We start from the raw sequence: 17,466 nt of genomic DNA, 5'->3' as shown, positions 1-17,466 counted from the left end.
GCCCCGTGAAGCTGCATGCCTCATGCCGGCCGCGGATTCCCGGGCCGTCCCGTCCGGCAACCTACGGAGGTTCCCTTAGCGGGGGATAAGCGACCACGATCGCTCACGCGCGGCGTTCATCTTCCCTTCGCCCGGACGACAACGGCACGTCATCCGGGCTTGATGGGGTGATGGGATCCGTGCGCGCCCCGAGCGTACGGAGACCACCGCTACGCAAAGGAACGCCATGACCTCCCCCACCCCCGCGGTGCGGAGACGGCGCCGCGGAATCGTCTCCGCGACCGTCCTCGCCCTGCTCGGCGGCGCCATCGCCGCCCCCTCCGTCGCCGGCGCGGCCGACGGCCCCGCCGTGCCGACCGCGCCGCTCGTCACGACCGACACCACCTGGCGCTACCTGGACGACGACACCGACCCCGCCCGCGGTGACGCGAACCTCCGCGCCTGGACCGCCCCGGGATACGACGACTCGTCCTGGAAGAGCGCGCCCGGCGCGTTCGGCGCCAAGAACGGCGCCCTGGGCAAGGTCGGTCCGCACCAGCCCCGCACTCTCCTCACCCACTACGTCGAGGGCACCAAGACGGCGATCCCGACCTACTTCTTCCGCACGAGCTTCACGCTCGAGGAGGGCGCCGCCGAGAAGGTCGCGACGCTCTCCAGCACCGTCGCCTATGACGACGCGCTCGTCGTGTGGATCAACGGAACGAAGGTCGCGAGCTTCGTCGACGGCCGGATCACCGAGACCACCAACCGCGAGTACGCCGGCGAGAGCAACGGCGACCCGCTCACGAGCACCTTCACCGCCGAGGGAGGCGTCCTGCGCGACGGCGCGAACACGATCGCGGTCGCGCTGTACCAGGACCGCGCGTCGAGCTCGGACATCTACTTCGACATGTCCTCGCTCACCCTCGTCCCCTCCTCCGACGCCGGCGCCCCCGTCGTCGCCCCGCCCTCGCGCGTGATCCTCACCCCCACCGAGACGCCGACGACCTCGCAGTCCTTCTCCTGGCAGGCCGGAGACGCGTCGCACACCTCGGGGAAGGTCGAGATCGGCACCGCGGACGGCGGCCCCGTGCGGACGATCGACGCCTACGACGCGGGCGTGGTGAACGGCAACCCGAACCATCACTTCTCCACCACCGTCACCGAGCTCAGCCCCGCCACGGCCTACCGCTACCGTGTGGGGATCCCCGGCAGCTGGAGCGATTGGTACGAGTTCCGCACGGCGGACCCGGCGCAGACCGACTTCCAGTTCGTCTACTACGGCGACGCACAGATCGGCCTCGACAGCACCTGGCCCTCGGTCGTGAAGCAGGCCGAGGAGAAGGCGCCGCGCTCGGTCGGATCCGTGCACGCAGGCGACCTGATCAACACCTCCAGCAACGAGACCGAGTGGATCAACTGGTTCAAGGGCATGCAGGAAGCCGCGACGCGCACGAACGTGATGGCGGCGCCCGGCAACCACGAGTACAAGGGCGACAAGCTGCTGAAGGCTTGGAAGGCCAACTTCGAGTACCCCGCCAACGCCCCGAGCGACAGCACCATCGGCGAGCTCGCGAAGCGGGCGCAGGGCGACACCGACGTGGCGCGCCAGTATCGCTCGCTCTTCGACCACTGGGCGGAGTTCGCCAAGGAGACGGTGTACTTCACCGACTACCAGGACGTGCGGTTCATCACGCTGAACCCGACCGCCGACGAGACCTTCCTCACGCCGTCGAACCTCCCCTCCTGCACGGGAGCGGAATGCCCGCTCGCGCAGGGCGAGCAGCTGTGGACGCAGTTCCAGGCCGCCTGGCTCGACTTCGTGCTGAAGAGCAGCCCGTCCAAGTGGAACGTGGTGACCTTCCACCAGCCGGTCTTCTCGGCCTCGGAGGGCCGGGACGAGCCGATCATCCGCGCGGAGTGGCTGCCCGTCTTCCAGAGCAACAACATCGACCTGGTGCTGATGGGCCACGACCACGTCTACGCGCGCGGCTACGTGAACGCCGACGCGACGGACACCCCCGGCGTCACGACGGGTCCGGTGTATGTGGTCTCCAACTCCGGCGCCAAGCACTACGAGCTCGCTCCGGCCGCCGACAACGTGTGGACCCAGAACGGCGCCACCCAGGTGCTGCGCGGCGAGGGCGTGACCACCTATCAGGTGATCGACGTGTCACACGACCGGCTCGTCTACCGCTCCTACCTCGCAGAGAAGACCGAGAAGGCCACGACCGACCTTCCCGTCGGCGCACAGTACGACGAGTTCACGGTCACCAAGACCGACGCGGGTCAGAAATGGGTCACCGAGAAGGGGGTCACCCCTCCCGTCCCCGCCTCGATCGCGCTGGGCGCGAGCGAGGTCACGGCCGGCGGCACCGTGACGGTCACCGGCGCGGACTTCGCCGCGGGCGAGAGAGTCGCCTTCGAGCTGCACTCCGAGCCGGTCTCGCTGGGCAGCGCCACCGCGGACGCCACGGGCGCGCTCACGGCGACGCTGACCGTTCCCGCGACCACCGCGGCGGGAGAGCACGAGCTCGTCGCGATCCGCGCCGACGGCACCACTGTCACCGCTGCGCTCACGGTCGCGGCCGCGCCGGAGACGCCCAAGCCCGAGACGCCGAAGCCGGGGAACCCCGGCACGCCCGGCGGGAACGGGACCGGCGGCACGGGGTCGCTTCCGGCGACCGGCGCGGACAGCCTGCCGTACCTCGGTGCCGGCGCTCTGCTCCTGATCGCCGGAGCGGTGCTCGTCGCCGTCCGCCGGCGGCTGCGCACGGAGTAGGGCTGCCGTGGAGCTGGTGGGCTACTCCGAACAGGCCCGCCCACCGGCTCCGATTGTCGGATCATCGCACTTCTGTCGGCCCGTCTCCTCGATTCGGGCCGACAGAAGTGCATTCGTCCGGAGAAAGGTGAGGACGGACCGCGCTCAGACCGGGTCGGCGGCAACCCGGCCCTCGCGCACGAGCCGGTCGAGCAGGTCCGGAAGCCGGTGGAGGTCATCGATCGGGACGATCCGCTCCTCCGGCGCGAAGGCCCCCTCGGGCCCGTAGGCGAGGACGAGCATCCCCGCGCGACGGGCCGCCTCCACCCCGAACCGGCTGTCGTCGATCGCGATGCAGCGCTCCGGCGCGACGCCGAGGATCTCCGCGGCCCTCAGGTATACGTCGGGGGCCGGCTTGCCGGCCGGGACGTCGGCGGCGCTGCTGATGCGCCCGTCGAACCATGGGAGCAGACCCACGAGTTCCAGGCTCATCCGAATGCGCTCGTGCCCGCTGTTCGAGGCGACCGCCACCGGCATCCCGATCCGCTCCAGCGCCCGCCGGATGCCGGGCACCGGGGTGAGCCCGGCGCGGAAGGCCTCCTCCAGCCATTCCCGGTGGGACGCGTCCCACCCCGGCTCGAGCCGCCGCCCGATCCGGCTCTCGATCGCCGCGACGAGGTGCTCCTGGGAGCACCCGGTGAACCGTTCCATCAGCTCGTCCACGCCGATGTCCCATCCGAGCCCAGCCAGGATCCGCTGCGAGACCGTCGCCGAGAGGCGTTCGCTGTCCACGAGCACACCGTCGCAGTCGAACACCACCGCGTCGAAGTGCGTGGTCATGCCGGAGCGCCTTCGGCCGACGCCTCGCCTCCCCTCACACCCCGGACCATTCCAGCGCGGTCCGGACGATCATCCGGGCGGTCGCGGGGATGAGGTCGAGGTCGACGTGCTCATCGGCCGCGTGCGCGACGAGAAGGTTCCCCGGCCCGCAGACGAGGGCGGGGATGCCGCGGGCCTCGTAGAAGGAGGCGTCCGACTGCGCGCCGTTGGGCTGAGGGGTGTCCAAAGGCGTCGCGCCCAGGGCGGTCGCGACGTCGTTGCGCGCGGCGAGCGCGATCCGCGCGAAGTCGGACGACGGATCCGTGTAGGCCGGAGGCCAGGTGTCGATCCATTCGAACTCCACCGGATGCGCGGCGAGCCAAGGGTCCAGCGCGGCCGCCGCGTGGATGTGCGCCTCGACCTCGTCGCGGATCTGCTCGGCGGTCTCCCCCGGAGGAAAGGAGAGGAGGTAGTCGAAGCGCGCACGGTCGGGGAAGTACGGCGCGGCGGGGAACCCGATGTCGGCGTGGAGCACGCCGGGGTGGATGATGAACGCGCCCGGCGGGAACTGCGGGTGCCGCTTCGAGAAGGCCCACTGCTCCTCCAGCTGGCGCATCGCGCGGTAGACGTAAAAACCCTTGTCGATCGCGTTGACGCCGACGGCGTCTCCGTCCCCTCCCGCACGGATCGCGAGGTTGCGCGACGCCCAGTGCGTGGACTTCCCCCGCACGGTGAGCGAGAAGAGGTAGTTGCCGGCGGCGGTGTTGGCCAGCCGGAAGAGGTCGTCGTCGCTCGACGTCGGCTCCGGGATGATCACCGCGTCCACGTCGAAGCCCGCGTCGAGCACGGCGGTGGTGCCGATGCCGTGGCTCATCGTCTCCTCCCCCACGACGGAGTGGATGTGCAGGTCGCCCCGCAGCTCCGCACCGGCCTCGCCCAGCGCCTTCACGGCGAGCCAGGCGGCGGCGTGCGCGGCCTTCATGTCGGTCGTGCCGAGCCCGTAGAGGAGGTTGCCGACGCGTTCCGCCCGGAACGGATCGGCGAACCGTCCCTGCTGCGGCGCGACGGTGTCGATGTGCGCGTTGACACCCAGCGAGCGCCCGCCGCCGGTCCCGCGGCGGATGCCGACGAGGTTCGCGCGTCCTCGCTCTGCCTCGACCGTGTGCGTCTCCATCCCGGCCCCGCGCAGCCACTCGGCCAGCAGCTCGTTCGCCCGCGACTCCCCGCCCTGGTACGCCGAGGCCGTCACCCCCGGCTGGAGGGGGTTGACGCTGGGGACCGCGACGAGCTCCGCGAGGAGACGCTCGGCCTCCTCGGCGAACTCGAGGATCGCGGCGTCTGCCTTCTCCCGCGCGAGGGCGCCGTCCGGCGCGCCCATCAGGCCGCCCCGCTCAGGCCGGTGATCGCCTTGACGAGGCTGTCGGGGGTGAACGTGCTTGTCGGCGCGTCCATCGAGACCCGCCCGAGGCGCAGCACCACGATCCGATCCGTCACCTCGAGCACGTGCGGCAGGGTGTGCGAGATGAAGACGACCGCGAGGCCCTTCGCCTTCGCCTGCCGGATGACCTCGAGCACCTCGGCGGACTGCCGCGCGCCGAGGTGGTTGGTCGGCTCATCGAGGATGATGACCTTGCTCGCCCACGCGGCGGCCCTGCCGATGGCGACCGCCTGGCGCTGACCGCCGGACAGGCGCGCCACCGTGCGGGTCGACGACGGCACCGCGATGCCGACCTTCTCCAGCTCCTGTCGCGCGATCTCGTCCATCCTCCGGTTCGCGAGGAACCCGAGCCGGCCCCAGAAGCCGGGCACGACCTCCTCCCGTCCGAGGAAGACGTTGGCGCTCACCGTGAGGTCCGGCGCGAGGGAGGAGTCCTGATACAGGGTCTCGATCCCCCGTTCCAACGCCTCCTGTGGCGAATGCCACTGCACGGGGGAACCGTCGAGGAGCAGTTCTCCGTGATCGGGGCGATGGGCGCCGGAGAGCACCTTGACGAGGGTGGACTTGCCGGCGCCGTTGTCGCCGACCAGTCCGACGACCTCGCCGGCGGCGACCGAGAAGTCCACCTCGTCCAGAGCGAGCACGTTGCCGTACTTCTTGGTGACGCCCCTGGCCTGGTACACGGGCTGAGTGTTCATGTGGTGCTCCGTGTTCATGTGATGCTCCTTAGGCTCGCGCGTTCGCTCGGCCGATGCCCTGCACGGCGACCGCCAGGGCGATGAGCGCCCCGACGACGATCTGCTGGGCGTTCGGCTCGATGCCGATGAGGATCAGTCCGCTGAGGACGCTCGCCGTGATCAGCGCGCCCAACGCGGTCCCGGTCACCCTGCCCACCCCGCCCATGAGGCTGATGCCGCCGATGACCGCCGCGGCGATCGCCTGGAGCTCGCCTCCTCGCCCCGAGGCGGGAGAGCCGGAGCCCAGGCGGAAGTAGACGAAGAGCCCGGCGACCGCGGCCAGGATGCCGCCGATCGCGTAGACCTTCATCAGGTGCCTGTCCACGTTGATGCCCGCGACCCTGGCGGCGAACGCGTTGGACCCGATCGCATAGGTGTGTCTGCCGAAACGGGTCCGCGATAGAGCGAGCCAGGCGATCACCAGGATGCCGAAGACCACAAGCAGCGGGACGGTCAGGACCTCCGCGAGACGGGTGTTGCCGAGGAGCACCACCTCCTTCGGCGCCCCGGCGATCTGGACGCCGCCGGTCACGACGAGGGTCGTGCCGGTGCAGACCCCCATCGTGGCCAGCGTCGCGATGAACGGGGCCAGCCGCACCCGGGTGATCAGCAGGCCGTTCACGATCCCGACCACGGCGCCCACGAGCAGGGCGGCGAGGATGCCGATCGCGATGCTGAGCGGGGGTGCCATGCCGCTCTCGGTCGTGCTGCGGATCGCGAGGGCGGCCGAGACGCCCGAGAGCCCGAGGACCGCGCCGACGGAGAGGTCGATCCCCCCGGTGATGATGACGAAGGTCTGCCCGATCGCCATCAGCAGGACGGGGGCGAAGTCCTGGAGGATGTTGCCGAAGGACGCCGTGGAGAAATACCGCGGGTTCATCAGCGAGAAGACCAGCACCATGATCGCGTAGACCGCGATCAACAGGGTCTCCTGGCGCGTCGCCAGCTCCTTCCAGCGCTCTCCGCGCCCGGTGAGGACCGGGCTGGTCTGAAGGGTGGTCGTGCTCGTCTCGTTCGTCATCGGCGTCACTCGGCGTACTGGTACTTGCGGGTCTCACCCAGGTTGTCGCGGTTCATCACGACGTTGGGGATGACGACCTCTTCCTTGATCTCATCCTGGCCCTTGCCGGTCGCCTTGGCGTAGGCGAACTGGAGGGCAAGACGCGCCTCCTGCGCCGGATCCTGCGCGATGAGCGCCGAGATGGCTCCGGCCTCGAGCTCGGCGACCTGCGCCGCGTAGGCGTCGTAGCAGATGAGCTTGACGGCGCCGACCTTGTTCGAGTTGTGCAGCGCCGCGACCGCCCCCGTGCACGAGGTGCCGTCGACCGCGAAGACCCCGGCGAGATCCGGGTTCTCCAGCAGCGTCGTGTTGAGGATCGTCGTCGCCTCGGAAGGCTGGCTGTACGCGTACTGCACCGGGAGCATGTCGAGACCCTGGTACGAGCCGGAGAGGGCCTTCTCGAAGCCCTCGACCCTCTGGGTCCCCGTGGTGTTCGTCGGCGAGGCCGAGATCACCAGGATCTTCCCCTTGCCCCCGGTCTGCGCGTTCATCTCCTTGGCCGCGCGCTCGCCGCCGTCCCGGTTGTCTCCGGTGATGTGGGAGACGAGGTCGGAGCGGTCCGACACGGTCGTGTCGACCGTGATGACGGGGACGCCCTGCGCCGTGGCCTTGGTGACGCTCGGCTGGAGCGCGTCGGCGTCGGTGGGGACGAGCACGAGCGCGTCGATGTCCTCGGTCAGCGCCGCGTCGACGAAGGGAAGCTGCGACTGCGGGGAGTACTGGTCCGCGGCGCCCTGCCAGATCAGGCGGACGCCGAGCTTCTCGGCCTCCTCCTTCGCGGCGATCTCCATCGCGCGGAAGAACGGATCGGACGCGATGCCGGGGATGAACGCGACAGTGACCTGATCTCCCCCGCCGCCCGCGGTCCCGCCGCCGGCAGTGCAGCCTGCCAGGACGAGGGCGGAGGTCAGGATGCCGACTCCGAGGCCGACCGATGTGCGCTTGCTGGTGGTGTTCATGCTGTCCTCGTCATTTCTCGCCGTTGATGTGGTGGAGGCTGCCGCCGAGGCCGGTCCGCCGACGATCGGGACGATCGGGGACGACCACGTCCGGCAACAGCAGGTCTGGTGCTGGGTAGGACCTCCGGAGAGGTTGACTAGCAACATAAAGCGATGTCTGACAACAAGTCAAGACATCAGACCACACGTCATCTGAATGAAACATGACCCGGCCGCTCCGCACCGGGACGCCCGAGGGGCCCGCCCCGCCGGCCGCACGCCGAACAGCGCCTCCCTTTCGGAAAGCGCCGTCGCGCGGGCGCGACCGACCCCGGTGAGGGCGTCGGTCGCGCCCGTCACCGCTGCCGGAGGACGCTGAACGACATCTCGCTGCCCCGGTGGTAGTCCGCGGCGTACAGCACCCGATCGCCCTGGCGGCTCATGCCGACCTCCTTCACGAGGAGCCACGGCCCCAGGCCGGCGAGGTTGTACCGCTGCTGCCATTCCTCGGGGAGCTCCACCGCCGAGATGGTCGCGATGGAGGCGTTCACATGATGCCCGTGGGCGGCGAGCGCCGCCGTGAGCGATCCGCTCCAGTCCCGGTGCTCCAGAGGCCCAGGGAGGGTCGCACGCGGCAGCGTGTTAGCGCTGATCACGAGCGGCTCCTCGTCTCCGTACCGGATCCTCAGCAGCCGGATCACCTCGGCGCCTCGCTCGATGCCGAGCGCCTCGGCCTCCTCCTCGTCGGCCTCGCCCGTCGACACGTCCAGGACCGCGCTGCTGACGCGGTAGCCCCGAGCGTCGAGCACCTCGGTGATGCTCTCGTACTTGGTCATCGGGCGCTCGACGCGCAGCGAGCTGGAGGCGGAGATGAAGCGCCCCTGGCCCTGGACCGCATGCACGACGCCCTCCTGCTCGAGCAGGCGCAGCGACTCGCGGACCGTGGATCGGGAGACGCCGAAGAGCTCGGCGAGCTCGGCCTCCGTGTTCAGTCGATCTCCGGGCTTGAGGCCCAGCCGGGAGATCAGCTCCTGCACCTGGTCGTAGACCCGCTCGACCATGCTCTCTCGCCCCGCCGGACTCACGCGGCTCACCTTCTCAGACAGGATGCCTCCTTCAAGACCTGGACATCGTCGGGCCGGATGTTGTCAGACAGTGCCGGCGACGATGCCCCGACCATAGCAACGAAGAGCCGGGTCGGGGGACTTCCGCGTGATCGAGAACGGGGATGCCGACGGTGACGGACATGGTGCTATGGTTGTCCGACATCTCATGGTTTGATCAGACAACAACCAGCGAAAGGTATGGATCCCATGCTGAACTTCGACGAGGCGCGCTACGTGCGCATCCAGGCGGGCGCGGTGGGAATGGCCGCAGGCATCCGCGAGGCGCTCAAGAAGGAGCTCGACGAGGGAGCGAAGAACATCTTCTTCGCCGGCGCCGGCGGGGTGAACTTCCTCGCGCAGCCCGCTGCGCGCATCCTGCAGACGAAGTCGACCTTCCCGACCTTCGTCGACATGGCCGCCGAGCTGGTGAACGCCGGGAACACGAACCTCGGCCCGGACTCGATCGTCGTCTTCCCCTCGGTCTCGGGGACGACGAAGGAGGCCATCGCCGCGCTGGAGTACGTGCGAGGAAAGGGGGCGCGGGTCCTCACGCTCACGGCGAAGGCCGACACCCCCCTGGCCGAGCAGGCGGACATCAACTTCACGAACTTCTGCGCCGACGACACCTCGAGCGAGAACTTCTACCTGCAGACCCTGCTCATCGCGCTGGCGATCATGGACCTGCGCGGCGAGTACGAGGGCTATGACGAGGTCGTCGCCGAGCTCCAGGCCCTCCCCGAGCTCCTGGTCGAGGTCAAGCGCGCGTTCGAGCCGAGGGCAGAGGCGTTCGCCGCCGAGATCAAGGACGAGCAGAACCACATCATCACCGGTGCCGGCGGCGCCTGGTACGAGGCGTGGTACTACGGGATGTGCATCCTGGAGGAGATGCAGTGGATCTGGACGCGTCCCGTCCACGCCTCCGACTTCTTCCACGGGACCCTGGAGCTGCTGGAGGAGGACACGAGTGTCATCCTCGTCAAGGGCGAGGACGAGCAGCGTCCGCTCGCGGAGCGCGTGGAGCGCTTCGCTCCCACCGTCACGAGGAAGCTGCGCGTCTTCGACACCAAGGACTTCGCGCTCCCCGGGATCTCCGAGCGCGTCCGCGCGCTCATCTCGCCCGTCCTACTCGCCGCGGTCTTCGAGCGGCTGAGCGCGCACCTCGAGGTCGTTCGCGACCACCCGCTGACGACCCGGCGATACTACAAGAAGGGCGACTTCTGACCCGCCTTCCCCGGGGGCGCCGCGCGACGAGCGGCGCCCCCGTGCCCGAGCCCGCCGACATCCCGGAGCCCTCATGACATCCCCGCCCCTCGACGTCGCCGTGGTCGGCGACAACACGATCGACCGGTTCCTGGACGACGCGGAACGGGGCGACCTCGTCGGCGGCAACGCCCTCAACGTGGCCGTCCAGCTCGCGATGCTCGGCCTGCGCGTGGGTTACTTCGGCGCCGTCGGCACGGACGCGGATGCGGACGTCGTGCGTGCGGCGGCCCGCGAGCGCGGCGTCGAGGTCTCGGGGCTGATCACCCTTCCCGGCACGACCGCGCTCACCACGATCCGCCGGGACGCCGGCGGCGATCGGCGGTTCGAGTCCGAGGACTTCGGAGTCACCGCGCACTATCGACCGGACGAGGAGGCGCTCCGCCGGATCGCCTCCTCCCGATGGGTGCACGTCGGCATGCTGCCGGACGCCGGTTCCTTCGGCCGAGCCCTCGCCCGGCTCTCCGACGTGCCGCTGAGCCAGGACTGCAGCGTCTCCCCCGAGTCCCATCGCCTCGCCGTGCACTTCGCCTCCGCCGGTGAGGACGAGGGTGAGGCGGAGCGGATCGTCGAGCGCGCCCTGGCTGCCGGTGCCGATCTGGCGGTGGCGACTCTCGGTGCGCACGGAGCCCTGGCCGGGCGGGCGCAGTCGCGGTGTCGAGTCCCGGCAGAGCCGGTGGCGGTCGTCGACACCACGGGCGCGGGCGACTCGTTCATGGCGGGCTTCATCGCGGGACGCCTGCGCGGAGAGGACGTCGAGCAGGCGCTGCGACGCGGTGTCGAGCGAGGCTCCTTTACCTGCATGTATCGAGGCGGCTGGCCTCAGACGCCCGCTGACGTGACCCGTTTCGGCTAGATCGACGTGGATGGAGGAGGAGCGATGACGATGCATCGTCTGGAGGCGTCGCAGAAGGACTATGCCTGGGGGTCGCGATCGGCGATCCAAGACCACGCGGGGGTCGGCACGGCCGGAGATCCCCTCGCCGAGATCTGGTACGGCGCGCACCCGTCCGGTCCCACGCGGCTGGAGGACGGCGGCACGCTCGAGGAGCTGATCCGGACCGAGGGCGCGGCGGTGCTCGGCGAGGACGTCGCCGAGCGCTTCGACGGCACGCTCCCGTTCCTGGTAAAGCTGATCGCGCCCGGTCAGGCCGTGTCGCTGCAGGTGCACCCTCACGCCGAGCGCGCCAGAGAGGGGCATGCGGCGCAGCGTGCCGACCCCTCGCGTGAGAGGCTGTTCGTCGACCCTCGTCACAAGCCCGAGCAGATCCTCGCCCTGACCGCGTTCGAGGGGCTGGTCGGACTCCGGTCGGTCGACGAGGCCGCGGAAGTGCTCGGTCGCCTCGACCATCCCCTCCCTCGTGCCTCCCGTGTCGCGCTCATCACCGGCGGCGAGGCCGCCGTCCCGCGGGCGCTCGCGCTGCTGGCCAGGGCGTCGTCCGCCGACGTCGACGAGCTCGTGGCCCTCGCCCGTCCCCTGGCCGCCGAAGGGGGCTTCCCGCCGGCCTCGACACTCCTCGAACTCGCAGAGCAGTACCCGGGCGACCCCGGCGTGGCCGTGAGCCTGATGCTCCACCGGGTGCGCCTCGGGCCGGGCGACTCGGTGCTCGTGGCATCGGGCGTCCCGCACGCGTACATGTCCGGCCTCGCCCTGGAGGTGATGGCCAACTCCGACAACGTCTTCCGTCTCGGACTGACCGTCAAGCGCGTCGACGTCGAGGAGTCGATCGCGAACCTCCTCGCGGCGCCGGCCGTGGTGAGCCGGCCGCATCGCCCTGCCGACGCCGACGCCCCGGCCGAGTTCCGTCTCGACGTGCACGACCTGGGCTCCGGCGAGGTCGTTGTCGGCGGAGCGGGCCCCCGCGTCGTCGTCCGGCTGAGCGGCGACGGCCCGATCCGCGACGGCTCCCGCAGCGTCGCCCTGCCCCGCGGCGGAGCCGTGTTCCTCCCGCACGGCAGCCAGGCCGTCGCGGAGGGCTCGGGCCGGATCGCCGTCGTCTCCGTCCCGGCGGCCTGACCCGTCATGCCCTGATCTGAGATCGAGAGAGATCCGAACGTCGGATCATCGCCCGTCTGTCGGCCCTTCTCCTCGATTCGGGCCGACAGAAGTGCATCCGCCCGACAAAGGTGAGGACGGACCGACCTCAATGCCTAGGCCGGGTCGCCCTGGACGGGGCCTTCGGTGTTCGGCCTCCAGCCCAGGGCGGGGGCGACGTGCTCGGCGAACGCCTGCAGCACGTGCAGGTTGTACTCCGGTCCGAGCTGGTTCGGGATCGTGAGCATGAGGGTGTCCGCCGCCATCACCGCCTCGTCCTGCTGGAGCTGCCGGATCAGCACGTCGGGCTCGGCGGCATAGGTCTTGCCGAAGGTGGAGCGGAAGCCGTCGATGATCCCGACCTGGTCGTCGCTCTCTTCCGAGCGCAGCCCGAACCAGGCGCGGTCACGGTCGTCGATCAGCGGGAACACGCTGCGGCTCACCGAGACGCGCGGCGTGCCTGTGTGCCCTGCCTCCCGGTAGGCGGAGCGGAAGAGGTCGATCTGCTCCCGCTGCAGCTCGTGGAACGGCTGCCCCGTCGCCTCGGTGACCAGGGTCGAGCTCATCATGTTGAGGCCGCGGCGGCCGGTCTCCTCCGCCGTCACCCTGGAGCCTGATCCCCACCAGATGTGGTCGCGGAGCGTCGCCGACCGCGGCTCCACGGCGAGGTACCGGCCTTCGCCGACCATCCGCGGATCGCCCTGCACGACGCCGGCGCCGTCGATCGCCTGGAGGAAGAGATCGAACTTCTCCCGCGCGAGGTCGGCACCGCGCGGGTCCTCGGAGCCGACATAGCCGAACGCCTCATAGCCGCGCAGGGCCGTCTCGGGTGACCCTCGGCTCACGCCGAGGGCGATCCGGCCGTCCGCGATGAGGTCGAGCGCCGCCGCCTCCTCCGCGAACTGGAGCGGGTTCTCGTACCTTCGTTGTGAGCATCTCGGATGGTGCCGGCAAGCCGCCCACGCGTATGAGTCGCGCTCCACTACATTCGTCGATGTGACCTCGACTATCAATGCCGCGATGCTTCAGCTCGTCCGCCGAGCAGAGGGCAACGACGTCGGCGACCTTGTGGACACATTCGTTAGTGCAGGCACGCTCATCGAGCTGCTGCAGTCGGCGGACCACCAGATTGTCTACGGGCGACGGGGCACCGGGAAGACTCACCTCCTGCAGTTCCTGACTGAGAAGGTCAGTGAGCGTGGCGATGTTGCGGTGTACGTAGACCTTCGAACGGTGGGTTCGAACGGAGGAATTTACGCCGACCCGAACATCCCGCTGACCGAGCGAGGCACACGGCTTCTAGTGGACGTGCTGTCGCACCTCTACAACACGCTCGCTAGCCTCCTCATCACGGCCTCGTACGGGGATGAGTTCGACTACACCGATGCGTTGAACAAGCTTGACGTTTTCGAGGCAAGTATCACCGATGTACGAATCACTGGCGATGAGGAGCAATCGGTTCGTCACGAGTCCGTCGACAGCAGCTCTGGCCAGGCGTCGATGGCCGTCAGCCCAAACGGATTCAAGGCACAGTTCGGCGGAAGTTCGAACGGGCAGACCACGGCGGAAGTGAATGCCTCCATTCGAGGGCCGCGTCGATACAACGTCCACTTTGGTGCGGTTTCCTCAGCAATTCGTTCGATGGTCGAGGCTCTTCCCGGCCGACTATGGCTGATCCTCGACGAATGGAGCGACGTCCCTCTCGACCTCCAGCCGCTTCTCGCTGACCTCCTTCGGCGGTGCGTGATGCCCGTCCGAGACGTGAGCGTGAAGGTCGGGGCGATCGAGCAAAGGTCGAACTTCTCGACCCCCGACGGGGTCGGCGGCTACATCGGCTTCGAGTTAGGTGCCGACATCTTCGCCGACCTTGAGCTCGATGAATTCATGGTGTTCGGCAACGACGAAGAGCGCGCCAAAGCATTCTTTGCGGAGTTGCTCTTCAAACACGTGAGCCGATTCCTGGATGAAGCGAGTCGCACATCTGTTGGCGACGCCGACGAATTCGTTCGGAAGGCATTTACACAGCGAAATGCCTTCGCTGAGTTCGTTCGGGCAGTTGAAGGCGTGCCCCGAGACGCGATCAATATCGCCATCCTTGCTGCGAAGGTGGCCGCCGACGACCCGATATCCGTTCCGCACGTCCGTCAAGCGGCTCGTCAATGGTACTTGCGCGACAAAGAGAAGTCGGTGCAGGCAAACCCGCAGACAATCGAGCTTCTCCATTGGATCATCGACGAGGTCATCGGGACGCGGCGGGCGCGAGCTTTCCTGCTAGAGCAGGGGCACTCGGCCAAACATGACTTGGTCGCGTCACTCTACGACTCTAGGGTGCTCCACGTCATCAAGCGGGGCGTGTCGGCGAATGATCGCCCTGGAGTCCGGTTCGATGTCTTCACTCTGGACTTCGGTTGCTACGTCCAACTGATCTCTACTACCGCGGCCCCCGAGGGTTTGTTCGAGATCGAGGACGAGGAGAGCGGCGTCGAATTTGTTGAGGTCCCGAAGGACGACTATCGGTCGATTCGACGTGCCGTGCTGGACCTCGAGGCCTTCGATCGACGCAAGGAACTCCCCTCCCGGCGCAGGTAGCTAGGCGGAGGCGTTTACGAGTTCTGCGCTGAGAATCAAGGTCCGGGGTCATTCGCCCGGGACTACGCGACTCGGTGTCCACCCCAACGCGGGTGCCACATGCATGGCGAACGATTCGATGATGCGGAGGTTAAACTCCACGCCTAGTTGGCTGGGAATCGTGATCATGAGGGTATCCGCCGAGCGGATCGCCTCATCCTGAAGCAACTGCTCGACGAGCACGTCTGGCTCCGCCGCGTACGTCTTCCCGAACGTCGAGCGGATTCCGTCGATGACCCCGATCTGGTCGCCGTCCTGACGTCCGCCGAAGTACATGCGCTCCTGGTCCGTCGTGATCGGGATGATCGAGCGGCTCACGGACACGCGTGGCTCGCCGGAGTGTCCCGCCTCCCGCCACGCTGAGCGGAAGGCATCGATCTGTTGTGCCTGAAGGACGTCGAAGGGCGTCCCGTCGGCCTCGGTGAGAAGCGTTGATGACATGAGATGGACGCCCTTACGACCAGCCCACTCGGCGGACTCCCTGTTGCCCGCGCCCCACCAGATACGTGACCGCAATCCAGGCGAGTACGGCTCAATACGTTGCAGGCCGGTGCCGCCTCCGAACGGGCTTGACGGGTCGCGCTCGGCGAGCCCCTCACCCTCAATTGCGCGGAGGAACAACTCGAAGTGCTCGCGTGCGAGGTCGGCACCTCGCGGGTCCTTCGACCCGGTGTATCCGAATGCCTCATAGCCGCGAATCACGGATTCCGGTGACCCTCGGCTCACGCCGAGGGCGATCCGGCCGTCCGCGATGAGGTCGAGCGCCGCCGCCTCCTCCGCGAACTGGAGCGGGTTCTCGTAGCGCATGTCGATGACGCCCGTCCCCACCTCGATCCGCGAGGTGCGCGCGGCCATCGCCGCCAGCAGCGGCATCGGCGACGCGGCCTGGCGCGCGAAGTGGTGCACACGGACGTAGGCGCCGTTCACGCCGATCTCGTCGGCGCCCTGCGCGATCTCGATGGTCTGGCGCAGCATGTCGCCCGCGGTGCGCGTCGCCGAGCCCGGCACGTCGGCGTAGTGCCCGAAGGAGAGGAATCCGAAAGCCTTCATGATCTATTCGAACGCATGGATCCGGCCATCATTCCCCCGACCCGTCTCCCGCGGGGACGAGGAGGCCGTCGAGCACGAGCTCGCGGATCCGGGGCTCGAGATCCGCCCAGAGCTCCGCGAGCGGGACCTCGAACAGCTCGGCCAGCGCGGCGACGATCTGCGGCGTCGTGAGATCGCCGTCGCACGCGCCGACGAAGCCGGCCAGAGCCGGGTCCACCCCGACGGTCCGACCGAAACCGCCGCCCTGGCGCAGCTCGATCACGCTCGGCGCGTCCTCGCCCGGCAGATGATGACGGGCCTCGGTGACGTCACCGGCGACGAGGAGGACGTCGGGGAGGCCGCCGGCCAGGACGTCGTGCGCCCGCAGCCCGTCGAGGAAGGCGCGACCGGGATTGGACGCCGTCTGCACGATCCGCTCGAAGCGGCGCAGCGGGTCAGGGGACGGACCGGGGGTCTGCGCCACAGGCGGGCGGCGGATCAGCACGTACCCGAATCCGACCTCGCGCACGCCGCGCTCGGCGAAGTCGTCGCACCAGGCGTCCAGCAGCGGCTCGAAGGCGGGGTCGCGCGGGGTGGTTCCGCCGTCACGGATCCACAGCTCGGCATAGGCGAGGGGACCGAGGCTCTCCCGCTCCACCACCCACGCGTCCAGCGCGGGGTCGATCCAGGACCGGAGCCGGTCGAGACCCGCCGCGCCGTCCCTGGACTCCCAGTTGCCGAGCAGCTGCGCGGTCCCGCCCGGAGACAGGTGATCGCCGACCTCCCGGACGAACCGCTCGACCAGCGCGTCGCCCACCAGACCGCCGTCACGGTACTCGTACGCCGGAACGTCCTCCCGGCGCGGCGTGATCACGAACGGCGGGTTGGACACGACGAGCCCGAAGCTCTCCCCCGCCACGGGCTCGAACATGCTGCCGTGGCGGAACTCGATGTTGCGCACCCCGGCGAGCAGCGCGTTCAGCTCGGCGTAGGCCAGCGCGCGCCCAGAGAGGTCCGTCGCCACGACGTGTCCGGCGTGGCGTGCGACCAGCAGCGCCTGGATCCCGCACCCGGTGCCGAGGTCGAGAGCGCGGTCCACGGAGGACGGCATCACGAGCGAGGCCAGCGTGCGCGAGGCTCCGCCGACGCCGAGCACGTGATCGGCAGGGAGTGCCGAGCCGAGGGCGATCTCGTCGAGATCGCTCGCGATCCACCACTCCCCGACGCCGTCCGCGTCAACGAAGGACTGCGGCCGGACGAGCGCGGCCGGGATCACCGCCTCATCCTCGGCGAAGGCCAGCCCCAGAGCCTCCAGCCCTGGCACGCCGGTGCGCGGCAGAGCGGCGGCGACCGCGTCGAGCGGCTGCGGCAGGCCGACCACGAACAGCCGCCCGAGCGTGGCCAGGGGATCGGAGCGGCCCGCGATCCCGCGCAGCAGCGGTGAGCGGATCCCTCGTGCCAGCGCGTCGTCGGCCTCCTCGCCCCAGGCGGCGCGCAAGGGCTCGGAACGGAAGTCTGCGGCGTCGAGGTCTGCGGCGAGCGCGGCGCAGAGCACCGGGTCGGGACGAGGGGTGAGGTGTCGGACCACGGCGTCACTCTACGCGGACGGTCATCCGCCCGCCTCCAGGGTTCGCTCGACACCGCCGCCTAGAATCGCAGGGCCACGACTCATCCGC

14 protein-coding genes are annotated in these 17,466 nt (G+C 69.3%); 5 read left to right on the top strand and 9 right to left on the bottom strand.

Translation table 11 applies throughout. From position 1 onward, the window contains the following. The first annotated feature begins 226 nt into the window (after positions 1–226). On the top strand, positions 227–2,761 hold the full coding sequence (locus ACP15J_RS10035) for a fibronectin type III domain-containing protein (protein ID WP_424936848.1): 2,535 nt from the start codon (positions 227–229) through the stop codon (positions 2,759–2,761). Between the two features lie 144 nt (positions 2,762–2,905). Here the strand turns inward: ACP15J_RS10035 and ACP15J_RS10030 are convergent, their stop codons facing one another. The 6 genes from ACP15J_RS10030 to ACP15J_RS10005 all read right to left on the bottom strand — a co-directional run bounded on the left by ACP15J_RS10030 (position 2,906) and on the right by ACP15J_RS10005 (position 8,826). Then, the gene (locus ACP15J_RS10030) at positions 2,906–3,580 is read right to left on the bottom strand and encodes an HAD family hydrolase (RefSeq protein WP_424936847.1); all 675 of its coding nucleotides are present in this window, start codon (positions 3,578–3,580) and stop codon (positions 2,906–2,908) included. A gap of 34 nt (positions 3,581–3,614) precedes the next feature. Continuing rightward, positions 3,615–4,937 (bottom strand): M20 family metallopeptidase, encoded by a 1,323-nt coding sequence (locus ACP15J_RS10025; RefSeq protein ID WP_424936846.1) that lies wholly within the window; start codon positions 4,935–4,937, stop codon positions 3,615–3,617. Next, entirely contained in the window at positions 4,937–5,713 is a 777-nt protein-coding gene (locus tag ACP15J_RS10020; protein ID WP_424936845.1) for an ATP-binding cassette domain-containing protein, read from the bottom strand. The genes ACP15J_RS10025 and ACP15J_RS10020 overlap by 1 nt, the downstream gene beginning before the upstream one ends. A gap of 10 nt (positions 5,714–5,723) precedes the next feature. After that, positions 5,724–6,755, bottom strand: coding sequence for an ABC transporter permease (locus tag ACP15J_RS10015; protein ID WP_424936844.1), 1,032 nt, complete (start codon positions 6,753–6,755; stop codon positions 5,724–5,726). A gap of 5 nt (positions 6,756–6,760) precedes the next feature. After that, the gene (locus tag ACP15J_RS10010) at positions 6,761–7,753 is read right to left on the bottom strand and encodes an ABC transporter substrate-binding protein (RefSeq protein WP_424936843.1); all 993 of its coding nucleotides are present in this window, start codon (positions 7,751–7,753) and stop codon (positions 6,761–6,763) included. Between the two features lie 335 nt (positions 7,754–8,088). Then, positions 8,089–8,826 carry a GntR family transcriptional regulator gene (locus ACP15J_RS10005; RefSeq protein ID WP_424980928.1) on the bottom strand — a complete coding sequence of 246 codons (738 nt, stop codon included), beginning with the start codon at positions 8,824–8,826 and terminating at the stop codon, positions 8,089–8,091. Positions 8,827–9,045: 219 nt separating this feature from the next. On the opposite strand from ACP15J_RS10005, the gene ACP15J_RS10000 reads away from it, so the two are divergent. From ACP15J_RS10000 to manA, 3 genes are all read left to right on the top strand, one after another. Further along, on the top strand, positions 9,046–10,059 hold the full coding sequence (locus ACP15J_RS10000; protein ID WP_424936841.1) for an SIS domain-containing protein: 1,014 nt from the start codon (positions 9,046–9,048) through the stop codon (positions 10,057–10,059). A 73-nt stretch (positions 10,060–10,132) separates the two neighbouring features. Beyond that, on the top strand, positions 10,133–10,954 hold the full coding sequence (locus ACP15J_RS09995) for a PfkB family carbohydrate kinase (RefSeq protein WP_424936840.1): 822 nt from the start codon (positions 10,133–10,135) through the stop codon (positions 10,952–10,954). Between the two features lie 24 nt (positions 10,955–10,978). Next, a complete protein-coding gene (gene manA, locus ACP15J_RS09990) occupies positions 10,979–12,115 on the top strand; it encodes a mannose-6-phosphate isomerase, class I (RefSeq protein WP_424936839.1) in 1,137 nt (378 codons plus the stop codon). A 134-nt stretch (positions 12,116–12,249) separates the two neighbouring features. On the opposite strand, the gene ACP15J_RS09985 is transcribed toward manA, so the two are convergent. After that, positions 12,250–13,116, bottom strand: a complete 867-nt coding sequence (locus tag ACP15J_RS09985) for an LLM class flavin-dependent oxidoreductase (RefSeq protein ID WP_424936838.1) — start codon at positions 13,114–13,116, stop codon at positions 12,250–12,252. Positions 13,117–13,129: 13 nt separating this feature from the next. Between ACP15J_RS09985 and ACP15J_RS09980 the strand changes: the two genes are divergently transcribed. After that, the gene (locus ACP15J_RS09980; RefSeq protein WP_424936837.1) at positions 13,130–14,722 is read left to right on the top strand and encodes an ATP-binding protein; all 1,593 of its coding nucleotides are present in this window, start codon (positions 13,130–13,132) and stop codon (positions 14,720–14,722) included. A gap of 48 nt (positions 14,723–14,770) precedes the next feature. Here ACP15J_RS09980 and ACP15J_RS09975 read toward each other — a convergent pair whose 3' ends face one another. After that, positions 14,771–15,811: an LLM class flavin-dependent oxidoreductase gene (locus ACP15J_RS09975; protein ID WP_424936836.1), complete on the bottom strand. Its 1,041-nt coding sequence runs from the start codon at positions 15,809–15,811 to the stop codon at positions 14,771–14,773. 28 nt (positions 15,812–15,839) lie between these two features. Next, a complete protein-coding gene (locus ACP15J_RS09970) occupies positions 15,840–17,378 on the bottom strand; it encodes a DUF7059 domain-containing protein (RefSeq protein WP_424936835.1) in 1,539 nt (512 codons plus the stop codon). Positions 17,379–17,466 lie beyond the last annotated feature (88 nt).

This window comes from Microbacterium sp. S308A+ (genome assembly GCF_049800815.1).
Classification (GTDB): Bacteria; Actinomycetota; Actinomycetes; order Actinomycetales; family Microbacteriaceae; genus Microbacterium.
This window is presented reverse-complemented; position numbering and strand designations above follow the sequence as displayed.